The following is a 15,596-nucleotide window of genomic DNA, read 5'->3' on the forward strand; positions in this document are numbered from 1 at the left end:
TGGAATAAAACAAGGGAGGAGTTTATAAAATTACCAAACATTATTGTAACGATAGTAATTTTATTCTTTATGTGATAAACTCAAAATAACTATAAATTATTTGGAGGTATTTATGAATGAAACAGTAAGTAATTTTGTTAAAGAAAATTTTTTTAATATAGTGACTGTTATAGTGACTGTTATACCACTTATTGTAGGAAAACCTTTAATTACGTATCTTAAAAAAAGAACTTTAAGAAAAAAAAGTTATCCACATTCTCTAAGACCAGACATTAAATATTTTACTGATCGAAAAGAAATTACTGAAGAAATATTTAATGAAATGAAGTCAGTAAAAGCTGGAGAAATTTTTACAATTTATGGCTCTGCTGGTATTGGAAAAACTGAATTTATGAAATTAATGAATTTATTTTTCAATTCGGTTTATATTAATAAGGATGAAAGAGGAAAAGAACTATATGCTAGATATACTACGCACAAAATATCCACAAAATCTGAATCTTATATGTATGATTGTAAAAAATTAGATATCTATCAAATAATTAATTTAATTTATGATTCTTTTGGATTAGAATATAAAAATTATAAAAACTTTGATAGAATTTCATCAGATCTTTGTCAGAAAAATAAGAAAAAAAATCAAATTGTTTTTATTTTTGAAAATATTGAAACTAATGACCTTGCTAGTTCTATTTATGAATTTTTTTCTTCAATTATTACACACAGTAAAAAAACGAAATTTTTCTTTTTTGCAGTTTACTCAAGTGCAATTATACCTAAGGATTTAAGTACTAGCAAAATAAAAAAATTAACTAATTTTTCTTTAGACCACACATCTGAATTTTTTTCAAATCATAATCTGATTTTTAGTGAAAATGAAATTGTAAAAATACATCAGATAACTAATGGTAATTTAGAATTATTAAAGACTGTTGTCCAATTTATACAGAGTAGAGGGCACAATGAATTAAAGCTAATACTAAAATCTAAAGATATGGCAAGTTATTATTTCGAACATTTAAATGAAAACAGTAATGATTTAGAATTTTTTAAGGCTTATTTAGCATTATCTATCTCTAATAAAGATGTTGGGAGTACAGATATCCAATTTTTTTTAGATAAGGATTTTGATATTCCAGTGACAGTTACTAGATTATTGAACGCTGGATTTATCTTTCAGTCAGTTAATTCTTATACAAAATTTTCAATATCAAAAACATTTTTACCGATTCTTTATGAATTTAGCTATTCAGATATAATTAGTAAACAAAAAAGAATAAATGAACTTATTGAAAAAAAAGTTATTTTTCTAGGAGATTTTAAAATTATTCATCAACTTTTTGATAATAGATATTCCAATAATATTGTAGATATATTAAATACAAAACAATCAGAAAAAAATTATACGATAGCATTGAAAATTTATGATTTGATGACATCTAGTGTAAGTTTGACAGAATATTTGGTTAATTTTAATGAGCAGTTTAATGAAATACTCTATTGTGTATTAGAGGCGCTTGTAGGCTCTGGAAGTTATAGTCAAGCCGAGGACATTATAGAAAATCAGCTATATGGAAAATATTTTAATATAAGAAATAAAAATATCACTAAAAAAAATTTAAAACTACATTTTTTTCAAGCAAACTTGTATCATCTTCAAAATAGATATGAAGATGCATTGAATATTTATGAATCTCTTTTAAATTCTGATTTAGTAAAAGAAAAAAATTATCCAAAAGCTAAGGCTAGCTGGGGTATTGCTCATGTATATAGACATATCGGAAAATTTGAGGAAGCAAATAATTATTATGAAGAGACGATTGAAATTTGTAAGAAAAAAGAAAAAGAGACGATTGATATATATATAAAATGCATGAATGAACGAAATAGTATATACATGTATTTAGATAGACCTATACCGTACGAATATGATTCTTATTTTGATAAAATTATTTTTAAATGTGAGAAAATTAGGAACAACAAAGTTGCTGAACTTTCTACAAATAAGTATAAAGCAATTTATCATACTAAAAATCAAAATTACATTGAAGCACTTAAGCTGATTAACAAGACAATTGATGAATATGAGTTAAAAAAAGAAAGGTTAAGATTTAATTTATACTATGAAAAAGCAGAAATTTTAAGGCAAATGGGTGATTATGATGAAGCTCTATACTACTATAAAAAAAGTCTCCATTCTTCTATGCATAATGGAGACAAAAATATTCAATTATATAGTTTATTAGGTATTATTTGTTTGGAATTAAAAACAAATAGATTATTAATACATGAAAACCAAGAAAAACAAATAGAAACGCTTGAAAGATGCTACTTACTTTGTAAAAATGGTGAAGAAATTTGTTTTCAATTAGGGCAAGAACATGTATATAAATTAAAAAAAATTGTAGATTTACAGAATGAAAATGATCTGTTTCTTAATACTATGTTGCCTCTGTTTTGAAGGTGAACTCAATTTCTCTAGGAATATTTAATTGATCCATTAAAGTCAATGTATCTTTTTGATTATCTTTAAGTGAGTCTATAATATTAGCTATTTCTTTGATGGGAGAATAATCCCACTTTAACCTTGCTATTTCTTGAGTACCTAATCTTATACCGTGAATATCAAATAGTTTTTTCACTTTTTTATTCAATGTAATATTGTATTTAAATGCATTTGAGTAAATTGTATTCATTAACTTTTCAGATGTTTTTATAAATATTTGATGTGTGTAGGTAGCTTGATTTCCAATAAAAGGAATATCAAATTCTCTTTTTCTCAATTCTAATCCTAATTCTTGGGCATAGTTGATTATTCTTTTTGAATATTCTACACCAAATATTTCCATTTCAAATAAAGCATACAATAAACTTACTACTTGATGCATTTGAGTATGCCGAATATATTTAGGACTTATATTAGAATCGATTTTTAGAGCCCATTCTTTTGAACATGTCATTATTAATCCGTTTGCCGGTCCAGGTAAAGTTTTATGGGTTCCTCCGAATACAATACTATTATCAATGGTGATTAATGGGTTATCCAGTTGATTTCCAGCTATTAATCCTAATGTTTGGCTAGCATCATATAAAAATACTGTATTTTCAGGTAATTTTAATTTACTATAGTTTGGAGGGTTTATAATATCAGAAGGGGCATAAAGAAAATAATTGATATTTTCTTTTTTTAATATTTGATATGTTTCATCATAATCAATTGAATAGTTCTCGAAATCAAAAGGCATATTAAAAATAATCAAACCTAACCTTTCGCAAACATTTTTCATAGATTGATGGCCTCCACATTGACTATCTGATACCATGATTTTATCACCATTTTCTGTAATTGACATTAATAATGAAGTTACACAATTCATACCAGATAATGTTCGGGCATCTGCATAGATAGAGCCGAATAATTTTGTACACTGCAAATTTATCAAGTGATAAATATCAAAAAGAAATGTACTTCCTATGAAATTATTTAAAGGGTCGTATGAATGTAATCCATTCATAATATAACGTTCCTGATAATCACTTGATAATGGAATCTTTACAAAAGGGGATATTAAATTTTCCGCTGCACATAATGGTAATGTATTAATCTTAGTTTTTAGGAAACACTTCTCTATATCTTGATAATTTTGATAGTACTCTAATTTTTTTAACTCATTCATTTAAAAACCTCCAAATAATTTATAGTTATTTGGAGGTTTTTCTATTCTTTTTTATTTTCAAATAATGAATTTCGGTAATTGTATTTCTCTAGAACGTATTTTTTTCGATTTGTTGAGACTTGTGTATAAATTTCAGTCGTAGAAATACTAGAATGTCCTAAAATTTCTTGAACTTCTCTAATATTTGCACCATTATTTAATAATTCAGTAGCAAAGGTATGTCTTAAAAAATGTGGCGTTGCAGCTGAATTAATATTGGCTTTTTCTTTATATTTTTTGAAAATATGCTCAATTCCAAAAATCGATAGCTGTTCTCCGTATTTATTAATAAACAGATGATCGGTTTTTGGTAAAAGTAAATCTCTAAGAGCTAGCCAATTTTGAATCGCTAATCGAACCTCGGTACTTGAAATGTAAATCATTCGTTCTTTTCGATTTTTACCATAAATAATAATGGTTTGTTCAATAAGATTGTAATTTTCCAACATAATACTAGAAAGTTCACCAATTCGGATTCCTGTACAAAAAAGTAATTCTATAATGGCAATATCTCTTGTACAAATCATTTTGCGATAAGTTGTTTTTAAAATAGTGTGCTCTAAGTAGATTGTGTGGATTAAATCGGCTATCTCATTTTTATTCAATGTTTTAGGTAAATTTTTTGGAATGATAAAATCATTTTTTTTAAGACGTAAAGGTTGATGTCCAACAATCATTTCTTTTTCAAGAGCATAATTGAAAAACATTTTATAAGTCGTTAGTTTTCTTCTTAGTGTTCGGGGTTTTAATTTTTGTTCTTTTTGCAAATAGGTTAAGTAATCGATGGTTCCTGAAGTCCAGTCTACTTTTCGTTCTTTGCAAAAAAGGTGCAATCCACTAAGGTCACAGCGATAGGCGTAAATAGATTTTTCAGAAAGATTGTTTAAGCTTTCTTTTTCTTGTAAAAATTGTTGAATGATTTTTTCCATTAGTCTGCTCCAATTTAAAAGAATGTGCGTGTAATCCCGCTTCCTTAGTATAATCATAATCTATAAAAAAAGAAACATGCTCCTAATGCGAATTATTTATACATTAAAAGTTTTTAATGTTCGTTATTTAAGTTGACATCGAATTGGCAGATTGTTAAAATGAATATGTGTTTAAGACGAACGATTTATAGTTTAAAACCTTTTATTGTTCATTTATAAGATAATGTTAATTGGAGGTCTTTTTTTGGAAAAGCAGGAGCTTTTATATGAAGGGAAAGCAAAAAAATTATATAAGACAAGTGAATCAGATGTGATATGGGTTGAATATTTAAACCAAGCAACAGCATTAAATGGGAAAAAAAAGGATTTGATTCAAGGCAAGGGTGAATTGAATAACCAAATTACAAGCCTACTTTTTAGCCTGTTAAAAGAAGCAGGTGTTCACAATCACTTTATAAAAAAACTGTCAAAAACCGAACAATTAATTGATTCAGTTACAATGTTTCCTTTAGAGGTCGTTCTAAGAAATATTTCTGCTGGAAGTTTTTCAAAAAGATTTGGCGTGAAGGAAGGAACTCCTTTAGCTAATCCAATCATTGAATTTTACTTAAAGGACGACAAGCTAGACGATCCGATGATGAATGAGGAACATATTCAATTATTAGAGCTAGCAACAGCAGAAGAAATCAAAAAAATTAAAAAAATGACATTAGAAGTAAATACAGCCTTACAAAAAGTATTCAAGAAAATCGATATCCAATTGATTGATTTTAAACTAGAATTTGGCAAACAAGCAGATGGAAACATTCTACTAGCTGATGAAATATCTCCTGATACTTGCCGCTTATGGGATGTGAAAACAGGCGAACATTTAGATAAAGACGTTTATCGCCGGGACTTAGGGAATCTAGTTCCCGTCTATCAAGAAGTATTCGAACGTTTGTTAAAACTTGAATCAATCTAAAAAAATAATAAAAAGGGAGTTGCTGATATGTATTTTGTAAAAGTTTACGTCACTTATAAACAATCGGTTTTAGATCCACAAGGAGAGGCCGTAAAAGGGGCCGTTCATCGTTTAGGTTATCAAGAGATTGAAGAAATTCGAATCGGAAAATATTTTGAAATTAAAGTGAAGAAAACGACTCGACCAGTTCAAGAAACCATCGAAGAAATTTGTGATAAATTACTCAGCAACGTTGTGATGGAAAGCTATCGTTACGAAATACAGGAGGAAAACTAAATGAAATTTGCAGTCATTGTTTTTCCTGGTTCTAACTGTGATGTGGATATGCTGACGGCGATAACAGATTGTTTAGGAGAGGAAGCAGAGTATGTTCGCCACGATGAAACCAGTTTAGCAGGATTTGACGGTGTTTTATTACCAGGAGGTTTTTCTTACGGTGATTATTTAAGGTGTGGCGCAATTGCACGCTTTTCTTCGATTATGAGTGAAGTCATCCGTTTTGCAAATGAAGGCAAACCTGTTTTTGGAACATGCAATGGGTTTCAAATTTTATTGGAAGCAGGCTTGTTACCAGGTGCGTTACGTCGTAATGAATCTTTGCATTTTGTGTGTAAAACAGTCGAATTGGTAGTTAATAATCAAACACCGTTTACATCTTGTTATCAAGCGAATGAAACTATTCAGATTCCAATTGCCCATGGGGAAGGGAATTATTATTGCGATGAAGCGACATTAAAAGAATTACAAGAGAATCATCAAATTGTGTTTACTTACGGAAATGAAAATCCAAATGGAAGTATTGCGAATATTGCAGGCATTATCAATAAAGAAGGAAATGTGCTAGGCATGATGCCTCATCCAGAAAGAGCGGTTGAACAATTACTAGGTTCCGATGATGGCTTAAATTTCTTTAAATCAATGATAGAGAACTTTAGAAAGGTGACAAACTAATGACAACAATCCAATACACAGAGCCGACAGCAGAAGAAATTAAAGAGCAAAAAATTTACCAGCAATGGGGCCTAACGGATGAAGAATACACAACGATTAGCGAGGAAATCTTAAAACGTTTGCCTAATTACACAGAAACAGGTCTTTTTTCAGTGATGTGGAGTGAACATTGCTCTTACAAAAATTCAAAACCGGTTTTACGTAAATTTCCAACTACAGGAAAACAGGTTTTACAAGGCCCCGGTGAAGGTGCTGGAATTGTCGATATCGGAGACAATCAAGCGGTTGTGTTTAAGGCGGAAAGTCACAATCATCCTTCTGCTGTGGAGCCTTATGAAGGAGCAGCAACAGGTGTTGGTGGAATTATTCGTGATATTTTCAGTATGGGGGCAAGACCCATTGCTATTTTAGATTCCCTACGCTTTGGCGAGCTAAACAACGAGCGAACAAAATATTTGTTTGAAGAAGTTGTAGCGGGCATTGCAGGCTATGGAAATTGTATTGGAATTCCAACAGTCGGTGGTGAAATTGCCTTTGATGATTGTTATGCAGGAAATCCACTTGTGAATGCTATGTGTGTAGGTTTAATTGATCATAAAGACATTCAAAAAGGACAAGCTAAAGGAATAGGGAATTCTATCATGTATGTTGGCGCTAAAACAGGGCGAGATGGTATTCACGGTGCGACCTTTGCTTCTGAAGAATTCAATGATGAAGAAGAAACCAAACGTTCTGCCGTTCAAGTAGGCGATCCTTTTATGGAAAAACTGTTATTAGAAGCCTGTTTAGAGTTAATTTACGATTATCAAGAAATTTTAGTTGGGATTCAAGATATGGGGGCAGCTGGGCTCGTTTCGTCAAGTGCAGAAATGGCTTCTAAAGCGGGGAGTGGCTTGATTCTTAATTTAGATGACGTACCACAAAGAGAGACACAGATGACACCTTATGAAATGATGCTTTCTGAATCACAAGAGCGTATGCTGATTTGTGTGAAAAAAGGGGAAGAAAACCAAGTAGTTGAGCTATTTAAAAAATATGAATTAGATGCTGTAACAATTGGAGAAGTGACAGACGATGGCATGTATCGACTGTATCATAAAGGAAGCCTAGTGGCTGATTTACCTGTAGATGCTTTAGCAGAAGATGCTCCAACTTATTATAAACCCTACACTGAACCAGCTAGAATCCAAGCTTTTAAGGAGATGGAAGATTATCAACCAGAAGCTAATTCGTTTATCGATACACTAAAAAAGCTGCTACAACAACCCACAATTGCTTCTAAAAAATCTGTTTTTGAAAAATATGATTCAATGGTTCGTACCAATACAGTGGTGGGACCAGGAAGTGACGCAGCCATTTTACGCGTTCGGGGAACAGATAAAGCCATTGCAATGACAACGGATTGCAATGCACGTTACTTGTATTTAAATCCTGAAGTAGGTGGACAAATTGCGGTTGCCGAAGCAGCTCGAAATATAGTGTGTAGTGGAGGGAAGCCTCTAGCAATTACAGATTGCTTGAATTACGGAAACCCCGATAAACCAGATATTTTCTGGGAATTATGGACGTCAGCTGACGGGATTTCAAAAGCCTGTGAAGTTTTAGATACTCCTGTAATATCAGGAAATGTATCTATGTATAACGAATTTAATGGTCAAGCCGTTTATCCAACTCCAGTGATTGGAATGGTTGGTTTAGTAGAAAAATTAACGCACATAACAACACAAGGCTTTAAAAAAGCAGGAGACTATATTTATGTCATTGGAAATACCAAAGCGGATTTTAATGGTTCTGAATTACAAAAAATGGAATTAGGAAAAATTGAAGGAAAGTTAATGGACTTCGATTTAGCAGTCGAGCAAAATCGCCAAGCTAAAGTACTATCAGCCATTCAAGCAGGTTTAGTTGAAAGTGCTCATGATACGAGTGAGGGTGGTTTAGCAGTTGCGTTAAGCGAGTGTGCGTTTGAAAATGAAGTAGGAATCGATGTGGCGGTTGATTTGCCAGATATGTGGCTATTCTCAGAAACGCAATCACGATTTGTGCTTTCCGTTAAGCAAGAAAATGCAGCAGCTTTTTCAAAACTGATGGGAGAAGAGGCTGTTTTAATCGGAGAAGTCACAGCTGAACCAATCGTGACAATGAAGACCCAACAAGGAACTTATCAAGTAGCAACAAATGAACTAAGACAACTATGGGAGAAGGCGATTCCGTGCTTACTGAAGTAAAAAGTTTAAACGAAGAGTGTGGTGTTTTTGGTGTTTGGGGTCATCCAGAGGCTGCACGCTTAAACTATTTTGGATTACACAGTTTACAGCATCGAGGGCAAGAAGGTGCTGGTATCGTGGCAAATCATCAAGGCGCGTTAAAAGGCCATCGAAACGTCGGCTTGATTTCAGAAGTCTTCAAAGATGAGAGAGAGCTAGAGCGTTTAAAAGGCGATTCAGCAATCGGCCATGTTCGCTATGGAACAGCTGGTAGTGGAGGAATCAATAATATTCAGCCCTTTTTGTTTAAATTTTATGACGAAGAGATTGCTTTAGCTCATAACGGCAATTTAATTAATGCCAAAAGTTTACGGTTAGAACTAGAACAGGGAGGTGCAATTTTTCATTCCAATTCGGATACAGAAGTTTTAATGCACTTGATTCGTCGAAGTAAGGAAGCCCAATTTATTGATAAATTAAAAGAAAGCCTTAAAACCGTTAAAGGTGGCTTTGCTTATATATTAATGACAAGTGATGCGATGATTGGAGCACTTGATCCAAACGGATTTAGACCTCTTTCAATCGGACAAATGAAAAACGGAGCCTATGTGTTAGCAAGTGAAACCTGCGCACTAGACGTTGTTGGAGCAACCTTTGTCAGACAGGTGATGCCTGGTGAGATTGTCATTATTAATGACGAAGGGTACACCATTGAAACGTACACAGATGACACCACAATGGCAATTTGTTCAATGGAATATATTTATTTTGCGAGACCAGATTCTGATATTGCTGGTGTGAATGTGCATACGGCTCGAAAAAATATGGGACGTAGATTGGCAGAAGAAGCGCCAATTGATGCAGATATTGTGATTGGTGTACCGAATTCTTCCCTATCTGCTGCTAGCGGATACGCTGAGAAAAGTGGCATTCCATATGAAATGGGTTTAATTAAAAATCAATATATTGCTAGAACTTTTATTCAACCAACACAAGAATTAAGAGAACAGGGAGTTCGTATGAAGCTGTCGGCTGTTCGAGGTGTTGTAGCTGGTAAAAAAGTGGTGATGGTAGATGATTCAATCGTTCGTGGAACGACAAGTCGCCGTATTGTGCAACTTTTAAAGGAAGCTGGAGCAAAGGAAGTTCATGTTCGTATTGCTTCTCCGCCATTACGCTATCCTTGTTTCTATGGAATCGACATTCAGACTAGAGAAGAATTGATAGCAGCCAATCATTCCGTTTCAGAAATTAAAGACTTAATCTTTGCAGATAGCTTATCTTTTTTAAGTGAAGAAGGATTGATTGAATCGATTGGTTTAAATTTTGATGCACCTTATTCTGGATTATGTATGGCCTACTTTAATGGCGATTTTCCAACAGATTTATATGATTATGAAGCAGATTACCTCAAATCATTAGAAACAGCACCGGTACTCAAATAAAAATGGTATCAAAAAGCAAAGAATTTGGAGGGAATTAGATAATGGCAAATGCTTATTCAAAAGCAGGAGTAGACGTTGAGGCTGGATATGAAACCGTTGAACGCATTCAAAAACATGTGAAAAAAACAGAACGCAAAGGTGTTATGGATGTAATTGGTGGATTTGGTGGTTGCTTCGATTTAACCCAATTAAATGTAAAGGAACCTGTTTTGGTTTCAGGTACAGATGGGGTTGGAACAAAGTTAATGATTGCTATTCAACAAGATAAACATGACACAATTGGAATTGATTGTGTGGCAATGTGTGTAAACGATATTGTGGCCCAAGGAGCAGAACCTCTTTATTTTTTAGATTATATAGCGACAGGAAAAAATGTTCCTGTTCGTTTGGAAAAAGTAGTTGCAGGTGTAAGTGAAGGGTGCATTCAAGCAGGAGCTGCTTTGATTGGTGGCGAAACTGCAGAAATGCCTGGTATGTACAACGATGATGACTATGATCTAGCTGGTTTTGCTGTTGGTGTAGCAGAAAAAAAGCAATTGATAAAAAAAGCGGATATTAAAGAAGAGGACGTTTTGATAGGTATTGCTTCAAGTGGGATTCATTCAAACGGGTATTCATTAGTTCGTAAGGTTTTTTTTGAACAAAATGAGTTTGATTATGACTCGATATTACCCGAATTAAAAGGTGAACCATTAGGATCTATTTTATTAACACCCACTAAAATTTATGTTAAAGCGTTGCTTCCATTAATCAAAGAAAGAAAAATTCATGGAATCGCTCATATAACTGGTGGCGGGTTTGTTGAAAATATTCCACGGATGCTTCCTAATAATTTAGCTGCCCATGTGCAGTTGGGAAGTTGGGATGTATTGCCTATTTTTCAAGCATTGCAACTTTACGGTACTATTCCTGCTCATGAGATGTACGAGATCTTCAATATGGGGATAGGAATGGTAATTGCTGTTTCAAAAGATGACGTTAAAAGCGTTTTAGAACAATTGAAAAAGGCCGGAGAAACAGCTTCAGTTATTGGATGGATTACGAAACGAACGGATGAAGCATTGATTTTAGAAGAGGTGTAGGGATGAAAATAGCCGTTTTTGCTTCTGGAAACGGAAGTAATTTTGAAGCGATTGCGAAAAGCATGAATCAAGGAGAAATTGAAGGTGCGATTGTGTTGGTTTTTTCTGACCGCACAGAGGCGTATGTTTTAGAGCGAGCAAAAAGCTTACAAATTCCAGTTCGGTCTTTTTCACCGAAACAATTTGCAAATAAAGTTGAATATGAAAGAGAAATTTTAAAAGAACTGGAAGCAAAAGAAGTGGAGATGCTTGTTTTAGCAGGATATATGCGTTTGATTGGTCCAACTTTACTAAATGCTTATCCAAATCGTATTTTAAATATCCATCCTGCCTTACTTCCTGAATTTCCAGGTTTGCATGGCATTCGAGATGCTTTTGAAGCAGGAGTTAAGCAAACTGGCGTGACGGTACACTATGTTGATAATGGCGTGGATACAGGTCCCATTTTAGCTCAAAAAAGAGTTAATATAGAAGAAAATGAAACATTAGCAAGTTTGGAATTAAAAATCCATCAAGCAGAACATCAGCTTTATCCAGAAGTGGTTCAAGAAGTCATTCAGGCGATTAAAAAAACTGGAAATTAAACATAAAGGGGCGTTTTTCAAAATGAAAAGAGCGTTAATCAGTGTGTCAGATAAAGCAGGAATTATTGAATTTGCAAAAGCATTAGTTGAAAATCAAGTAGAGATTATTTCAACAGGTGGCACAAAGCAAGTTTTAGTAGAGGCGGGAATTCCAACGATTGGGATTGAGGAAGTTACCAACTTCCCTGAAATGATGGATGGCAGAGTTAAAACCTTACATCCGTTAATTCATGGTGGTTTGCTAGGACGTAGAGACTTAGTGAGTCATACAAATGCAATGGAGGAGTATGGCATTCAACCAATTGACTTCGTTTGTGTAAATCTTTATCCCTTTAAAGAAACCATTCTGAAAAAAGATGTGACGACAGCAGATGCGATTGAAAATATTGATATTGGTGGGCCTAGTATGCTTAGAAGCGGAGCGAAAAATTACGCCTCGGTTACTGTTGTAGTAGATCCTGCTGACTATGCTCTTGTGATTGCCGAATTGACAGAAAATGGTGGAACAACTTTAAAAACAAGAGAGCGTTTAGCTGCCAAAGTATTTCGTCATACTGCTAGTTATGATGCACTGATTGCGAACTATCTAACAGATTTAGTTGGAGAAGAGGCGCCTGAAAAAGTAACATTTACTTATGATCGTAAGCAAAGTCTTCGCTATGGTGAAAACAGTCATCAAAAAGCTAGTTTTTATGAAGACCCTTTAACGGTTGATTTTTCAATTGCGAATGCAAAACAAATTCACGGCAAGGAACTGTCTTATAATAATATTAAAGATGCGGATGCTGCGATTCGAATTGCAAGAGAGTTTAGTGAACCAGTAGCGGTAGCAGTGAAACATATGAACCCATGTGGTGTTGGAATTGGAGAAACAATTTATGAAGCATTTGAACACGCCTATCAAGCAGATAAAGTCTCCATTTTTGGTGGGATTATTGTGCTAAATCGCGAAGTAGATCTTGCAACAGCTGAAAAATTACACACTATTTTCTTAGAAATTATTATTGCTCCAAGCTATACGAAGGAAGCCTTAGCATGTCTAACCAAGAAAAAAAATCTCCGTTTGATGACCTTGAATTTTGAACAGCCGGTTGTAAAAGGGACAGAACAAGTGAGTGTGTTAGGTGGACTGCTTATTCAAGAACAAGATTTATTATTAGGAGAAGCTCCTGAATGGGACGTTGTAACGGAAAGAATACCGACAGTTGAAGAATTAAAAGCAATGGAATTTGCATGGAAAGTCATGAAACATGTGAAAAGCAATGCAATTGTAGTAGCAAATGACCACCATACATTAGGGATTGGTGCAGGCCAAATGAACCGAGTAGGATCTGTTAAAATTGCGTTAGAACAGGCTGCTGGAAAATTAGAAGGAGCAGTTCTAGCAAGTGATGCGTTCTTCCCAATGAGTGACAGTGTTGAATATGCGGCAACACATGGAATTGAAGCGATTATTCAGCCAGGCGGAAGTATTAAAGATCAAGAATCAATTGAAATGGCAAATAAATACGGTATCACAATGGTCTTTACAAAGGTTAGACATTTTAGACACTAATAAAACCTGCCTTTACTAGTTTTAGTAAAGGCTTTTGCATTCTTATAAAATCAATCAAAGGCGGGATAATAATGAAAGTACTTGTAATTGGTAGTGGGGGAAGAGAACACGCGATATGTAAAAAATTAGCAGCAAGCCCGAAAGTATCAACTGTTTATTGCGCAAAAGGAAATGAAGGGATGCAACAAGACGGCATTCAGCTTGTTGATATTGAAGAAAACAATCACGCAGCGTTGATAGAGTTCGCTAAAAAAGAACGGATTAATTGGACCTTTGTGGGGCCAGAAATGCCATTAATGAATGGAATTGTGGATGATTTTCTTGCAGCAGGATTGAAAATATTTGGACCAACTAAAAAAGCAGCTTTGATTGAAGGTTCAAAAGATTTTGCTAAACAGCTAATGACAACCTACCAAATTCCAACAGCAGCTTACCAAACATTTACAGATTATGAACAAGCTTTATGTTATGTAGAAGAAAAAGGAACGCCAATTGTCATTAAGGCAGACGGATTAGCAGCTGGAAAAGGGGTCGTAGTTGCTGAAGATATGAATGTTGCAACGTTAGCATTAAAAGATATGTTGTTAGATGGGAAATTTTCAGGAGCAGAAAAGCGAGTAGTCATTGAAGAATTTTTAAGTGGCGAAGAATTCTCATTATTGGCGTTTGTAAGCAATAATAAAATTTATCCAATGCCGATTGCCCAGGACCACAAGCGAGCTTATGAAGGAGATAAAGGACCTAACACAGGAGGGATGGGAGCCTATTCACCTGTTCCACAAATCCCCGAGAGCATGATTGAAGAAGCTGTTGAAAAAGTTTTAAAGCCTGCCGTACAAGGAATGCGTTCTGAAGAAAGAGAATTCACTGGGATTTTATATGCAGGCCTTATTGCTTCTGAAAAGGGAGTCAAGGTAATTGAATTCAATGCTCGATTTGGAGACCCAGAAACGCAAGTTGTCTTAAATCGCTTAACAAGTGATTTTGCACAACTCATTGATGATTTATTAAATAATCAAGTTCCAGTTGTTGAATGGCAAAAAAAAGGATATGATATTGGCATTGTCATTGCAAGTGATGGGTATCCAGAAGCCTATCAAAAAGAAATAATACTACCTGATTTAACGAAACTTGAAGAGGTACAAGTTTATTATGCAGGAGTCAAAAAAAATAAAACTGGAAATTTAGTTTCAAATGGTGGTAGAATCTATTTAATAGAAGCTCAAGGTGATACCTTAAAGGAAGCTGCAGATAAAGCTTATCAGCAATTGAAAGCAGTGGATACTGAAGGAACCTTTTATCGAATGGATATCGGGAAAAAAGCAATGAAACAGAATTGAAATAAATACTGAAGTTGGTGGGAATTCATTATGCCTAGGTCGAAAAACTTAGAAAAAGTTGCGTATCATTATTTAAAGGAACAGATTCAATCAAAAGAATGGTTGCCACAAACGCATATCACAGAACAAAAGATTTCAACTTGTTTAGGAATTAGTAGGACGCCTATTCGAAATGCTTTTTTAAAGCTACAAGAAGAGGGCTATTTAACGATTATTCCTCATAAAGGTGCAGTGGTAACAGAACCTAAAATTAAATTTAAAGAATACGCTGACCGACTAGAGTATATTGAATTGATGATTGTTCATCAACTTCATTTTATAGAACTAAAAGAGATTCAACTTGACTTTCCTAAATTAGATTGTTTATTGAATCAGATGATCGCCTGTATTGAACAAGGTGACGTTCAGTTATATGACGAAAAAGAGCGTCAACTGATTCGTGTGTTTTTACAAAGCGGGAAAAATGATTACATGATGAGCAGTGTTATGGATACGATTCGTAGTCTTCACCAACAAAAAGACTCTGAATTAGCCTGTATATTGAAAAAAAATATTCCTAAAAAAATTCATCACTATTCTCTAATTGTAGATCTTCTAAGAAAAAGACAATTTGGACTGGCTAGAAAACAAGTCCGAATCGCAGTTAATCAGTTAGTATTAAGTGTTTTAAATGATTAAAATTTAACTAAGAATTTTCTATTATATGAATTTTTTTGTAACCGCAATGCTACTATAGAGATTGTGGTTATTTTGTTTGAATGAGAGAGGCGATTGTTTGAAAAATAATAAAACAATTTTTTTTGTAGGTATTCTTTTTTTGAGT

The 15,596-nt window shown here is 33.8% G+C and carries 13 protein-coding genes; 11 read left to right on the forward strand and 2 right to left on the reverse strand.

Features of this window, described 5'->3' with window-relative positions; all coding sequences use genetic code 11:
* The first annotated feature begins 112 nt into the window (after positions 1 to 112).
* Entirely contained in the window at positions 113 to 2,461 is a 2,349-nt protein-coding gene (locus AC07SW_RS05005; protein WP_119907733.1) for a tetratricopeptide repeat protein, read from the forward strand.
* Here the strand turns inward: AC07SW_RS05005 and AC07SW_RS05010 are convergent.
* Positions 2,442 to 3,677, reverse strand: coding sequence for a PLP-dependent aminotransferase family protein (locus tag AC07SW_RS05010; protein WP_119907734.1), 1,236 nt, complete (start codon positions 3,675 to 3,677; stop codon positions 2,442 to 2,444). The two genes, AC07SW_RS05005 and AC07SW_RS05010, sit on opposite strands and share 20 nt — an antisense overlap.
* 41 nt (positions 3,678 to 3,718) lie before the next feature.
* Positions 3,719 to 4,645 carry a tyrosine-type recombinase/integrase gene (locus tag AC07SW_RS05015; RefSeq protein WP_162919145.1) on the reverse strand — a complete coding sequence of 309 codons (927 nt, stop codon included), beginning with the start codon at positions 4,643 to 4,645 and terminating at the stop codon, positions 3,719 to 3,721.
* 244 nt (positions 4,646 to 4,889) lie between these two features.
* Between AC07SW_RS05015 and purC the strand changes: the two genes are divergently transcribed.
* The 10 genes from purC (at position 4,890) to AC07SW_RS05065 (ending at position 15,451) form a co-directional block, all read left to right on the forward strand.
* A complete protein-coding gene (gene purC, locus AC07SW_RS05020; RefSeq protein ID WP_494632372.1) occupies positions 4,890 to 5,609 on the forward strand; it encodes a phosphoribosylaminoimidazolesuccinocarboxamide synthase in 720 nt (239 codons plus the stop codon).
* A 27-nt stretch (positions 5,610 to 5,636) separates the two neighbouring features.
* Positions 5,637 to 5,885 (forward strand): phosphoribosylformylglycinamidine synthase subunit PurS, encoded by a 249-nt coding sequence (gene purS / locus AC07SW_RS05025; RefSeq protein WP_034570911.1) that lies wholly within the window; start codon positions 5,637 to 5,639, stop codon positions 5,883 to 5,885.
* Entirely contained in the window at positions 5,886 to 6,560 is a 675-nt protein-coding gene (gene purQ / locus AC07SW_RS05030; RefSeq protein WP_074401990.1) for a phosphoribosylformylglycinamidine synthase subunit PurQ, read from the forward strand.
* Positions 6,560 to 8,788, forward strand: a complete 2,229-nt coding sequence (gene purL, locus AC07SW_RS05035) for a phosphoribosylformylglycinamidine synthase subunit PurL (protein ID WP_494632373.1) — start codon at positions 6,560 to 6,562, stop codon at positions 8,786 to 8,788. Before purQ ends, purL begins: the two co-directional genes overlap by 1 nt.
* On the forward strand, positions 8,773 to 10,212 hold the full coding sequence (gene purF / locus AC07SW_RS05040; protein ID WP_494632374.1) for an amidophosphoribosyltransferase: 1,440 nt from the start codon (positions 8,773 to 8,775) through the stop codon (positions 10,210 to 10,212). The genes purL and purF overlap by 16 nt, the downstream gene beginning before the upstream one ends.
* 41 nt (positions 10,213 to 10,253) lie before the next feature.
* Entirely contained in the window at positions 10,254 to 11,294 is a 1,041-nt protein-coding gene (purM, locus tag AC07SW_RS05045; RefSeq protein WP_463685212.1) for a phosphoribosylformylglycinamidine cyclo-ligase, read from the forward strand.
* Between the two features lie 2 nt (positions 11,295 to 11,296).
* Positions 11,297 to 11,878: a phosphoribosylglycinamide formyltransferase gene (purN, locus tag AC07SW_RS05050; protein ID WP_494632376.1), complete on the forward strand. Its 582-nt coding sequence runs from the start codon at positions 11,297 to 11,299 to the stop codon at positions 11,876 to 11,878.
* A 22-nt stretch (positions 11,879 to 11,900) separates the two neighbouring features.
* Positions 11,901 to 13,433: a bifunctional phosphoribosylaminoimidazolecarboxamide formyltransferase/IMP cyclohydrolase gene (purH, locus tag AC07SW_RS05055; protein ID WP_135022615.1), complete on the forward strand. Its 1,533-nt coding sequence runs from the start codon at positions 11,901 to 11,903 to the stop codon at positions 13,431 to 13,433.
* 71 nt (positions 13,434 to 13,504) lie between these two features.
* Positions 13,505 to 14,773: a phosphoribosylamine--glycine ligase gene (purD, locus tag AC07SW_RS05060; protein ID WP_135022616.1), complete on the forward strand. Its 1,269-nt coding sequence runs from the start codon at positions 13,505 to 13,507 to the stop codon at positions 14,771 to 14,773.
* Positions 14,774 to 14,803: 30 nt separating this feature from the next.
* Complete coding sequence (locus tag AC07SW_RS05065) at positions 14,804 to 15,451, forward strand: GntR family transcriptional regulator (protein ID WP_119907743.1); 648 nt, start codon at positions 14,804 to 14,806, stop codon at positions 15,449 to 15,451.
* Positions 15,452 to 15,596 lie beyond the last annotated feature (145 nt).

Source organism: Carnobacterium sp. GW821-FHT04C06, assembly GCF_059420345.1.

Excerpts from the sequence above, each read along its gene's own strand:
- AC07SW_RS05005 (WP_119907733.1), top strand. The coding sequence starts at position 113 with ATGAATGAAACAGTAAGTAATTTTGTTAAAGAAAATTTTTTTAATATA.
- AC07SW_RS05010 (WP_119907734.1), bottom strand. The coding sequence starts at position 3,677 with ATGAATGAGTTAAAAAAATTAGAGTACTATCAAAATTATCAAGATATA.
- AC07SW_RS05015 (WP_162919145.1), bottom strand. The coding sequence starts at position 4,645 with ATGGAAAAAATCATTCAACAATTTTTACAAGAAAAAGAAAGCTTAAAC.
- purS (WP_034570911.1), top strand. The coding sequence starts at position 5,637 with ATGTATTTTGTAAAAGTTTACGTCACTTATAAACAATCGGTTTTAGAT.
- purQ (WP_074401990.1), top strand. The coding sequence starts at position 5,886 with ATGAAATTTGCAGTCATTGTTTTTCCTGGTTCTAACTGTGATGTGGAT.
- purL (WP_494632373.1), top strand. The coding sequence starts at position 6,560 with ATGACAACAATCCAATACACAGAGCCGACAGCAGAAGAAATTAAAGAG.
- purM (WP_463685212.1), top strand. The coding sequence starts at position 10,254 with ATGGCAAATGCTTATTCAAAAGCAGGAGTAGACGTTGAGGCTGGATAT.
- purN (WP_494632376.1), top strand. The coding sequence starts at position 11,297 with ATGAAAATAGCCGTTTTTGCTTCTGGAAACGGAAGTAATTTTGAAGCG.
- purH (WP_135022615.1), top strand. The coding sequence starts at position 11,901 with ATGAAAAGAGCGTTAATCAGTGTGTCAGATAAAGCAGGAATTATTGAA.
- purD (WP_135022616.1), top strand. The coding sequence starts at position 13,505 with ATGAAAGTACTTGTAATTGGTAGTGGGGGAAGAGAACACGCGATATGT.
- AC07SW_RS05065 (WP_119907743.1), top strand. The coding sequence starts at position 14,804 with ATGCCTAGGTCGAAAAACTTAGAAAAAGTTGCGTATCATTATTTAAAG.